Annotated in this window: 2 protein-coding genes and 1 rRNA gene; all 3 read right to left on the bottom strand. The window is 26.0% G+C overall.

Going from position 1 to position 2,555, the window contains the following annotated elements; translation table 4 throughout:
- Positions 1 to 83, bottom strand: a 16S ribosomal RNA gene (locus NXS15_RS03710); the annotation flags it as partial.
- A gap of 402 nt (positions 84 to 485) precedes the next feature.
- Positions 486 to 971, bottom strand: a complete 486-nt coding sequence (gene tpx, locus NXS15_RS03715; RefSeq protein ID WP_259290518.1) for a thiol peroxidase — start codon at positions 969 to 971, stop codon at positions 486 to 488.
- Positions 972 to 1,528: 557 nt separating this feature from the next.
- Entirely contained in the window at positions 1,529 to 2,125 is a 597-nt protein-coding gene (locus NXS15_RS03720; RefSeq protein WP_259290519.1) for a hypothetical protein, read from the bottom strand.
- Between the last annotated feature and the right edge of the window lie 430 nt (positions 2,126 to 2,555).

The raw sequence follows: 2,555 nt of genomic DNA on the forward strand, positions 1-2,555 counted from the left end.
AGTACAAAAGTACTTCGCTCGACTTGCATGTATTAGGCACACAGCCAGCGTTCATCCTGAGCCAGGATCAAACTCTCGAAAAAATTGACTTCGTCATGTTTATATATCTAGTTTTCAAAGAACGATTATTTGCTATCAATTTAGCTAATTTATTATAGCTTAAAATTATTTTTAAGAAAACATTTTTTTAATTTTTTTTTAGCTATTTTTTTTGTTACCACTTAACGATTAATAGCAATATTATTTTACATAAAAAGACAAATTGTCAAAATAAAAAATTAAATTTTTTTTATATTTAAGGTTAGGAGCCTGAATTTTAATTTTCTAATTAATATTAATATTGAACTCTTATATTATATATAGTCACAGTTTGCTAAATTTAGTCGGTATATAGTTTGTTTTAGTTAATAATCATCAAAATAAATTAGCTTTAGGCGAAAACATTTTTACATAAATAAAAAATTCACGCTTGCGCGTGAACATATTTAGTTAAAAAATTTCATTACAGCATCATAATCAGGTTCATTACCGACTTCTTCTAGGTATTCAACATGTAAGACTTTATTGTTTTCGTCCAAAACAAAAACTGCCCGGGTTAAAAGACCAATTCCTTCTAGAAGAGTTCCGGTTTTTAAAGCGAAATCGTGATGTCTAAATTCGCTGACCGGAATTACAGTTTTATTACCTGTGGCCGCACATCAACGATTGAATGCGAATGGTAAATCTTGTGATACTGCAACTACTGGGTAATTTGTTTGTGCAAATTTATGCATAAATTTAGTAGTTTCCATTTCGCAAACACCAGTGTCGATTGATGGAATTGATAAAATAAGTTTTTTTGTTTTTGGCAATGAATCAAATTCAAAATCACTCATGTCCAAATTAACACCTTTAAAAGAAGGGAATATATCGCCTACTTTTATTTCATTACCAAGTAAGTTTACTGGTTGAGATTTAAATTTTACTTTCATATTTTTCTCCTTAAAATTATTAATTTAATTATACACGAGTATCTTTATTGCTTAATTAAGCAAATAGAAGATGGGGAGTTGTTATGATTTAAGAAGCAAAAAAGCTTTTTTAAAAAATAGGAAAAGGGTTTTTGCTTTATAGATTTGTGATTTAATGTAGAATTTTATTGTCCAGTATTGTGCTTTTTTTAAAGCACATTTTAAATTTTATTAATTAATTCTTGATAAGTTTTGGATAATAATTTAAGAATTTCCGCGGAAACTAACAAGTTTTTTTAAGCAATTCTTTTTCTCTTGTACTTGAATTTCTTAATTCATTGATCACCTTATATAAATTAATTGTAAATTAAATGAGGACAAAAAAATTTGACCCAAATCGTAAAGGTTGGTGTCTAATTTTTTTTGTCATCGTTTATTTTATTTTTTTTAAAATGATATTTAATTATTCATGTAATATAAAAACTAAATGTTGCCAATAGACAGCAAAAATTTTTAACAAAAACACCAATGTGCCTTTCGGACATTGGTGTTAAATTTTCTTAATCTAATATTAATTATTATTTGCGGTGTATAAGCTCTATTTTACTTGGACCATATTTAAAACTTAAATATAAATCTAGTAAAATCCAGCTAAACATTAAAGCCACAAAAATTGTTAGAATAACAATAAAAATAATCAAATAATGTTTTTTAATTTTAGCTAATTCAATGTTATTATTGAACTCGTTTCTAAATTGAATATAAATTATTGAATAAATCAATGTTAGAACTAACAACAAAATAAATCAAACAACCATTGAATGTGAGTAATTTAATTTAAATGAAGTTCTGTGTTGGAATGTTAAATTAAATAGTGTTAAGGTAATTGCGATTAATGATAGTACAATTCCGATTGAACTAACAACCACAACTTTTTTAGTTTTATGTTTCACTATAATTTCAACTATTGATCAAAGCGAAACAAACACTAAAATAGCACTTATCGGTGTCGAAAGAACAGCAAAAGCTTCAATAACAGGTTCGCCACTTGCTCATAAATATGAGTTATTTAAAATTACCATAAATGCCTTTGTAATTCCAATAACAGCACTCAAAACAATTACTAAAATGTTTATTAAAATTTTAATTTTGTCGCTAATTTTGTTAAATATCATCCATTCTCCTTTTAACCAAGTGAAATATGTTTTTGTGTTTTTAAAATGCCAACAATTATCTCCTCGTAATTAAATTTTATAAGGAAATCAATAAATGATATTCATCATATAAGAAATATTTGCAATTATTATTGTCATTTGCATAAATATGTTCCACATTAATCAGCGAACTGCTAGGCCTTTCAAAACTGGCGATAGTGCCCAAACACTGCATTGCCTTGTGAAATAAAAAACAAAAGTTCTCATTTGTCAAATTTAAAAAAGTGGAACTTTTGTTTTTTATTTCATTTTATCTATACGACTGATATTTCATTTCATAATTACATTTATGAATAATATAATTTTAATTAGATAAAAACTAGCTAACGTATCAATAAGGAGAAAATATGAGCAAAGAAATAATCTTAAATGATTACATTGATAAAATCAA

This window comes from Mycoplasma sp. CSL7475-4 (assembly GCF_024834065.1).
Lineage (GTDB): Bacteria > Bacillota_I > Bacilli_A > Mycoplasmatales > Metamycoplasmataceae > Mycoplasmopsis.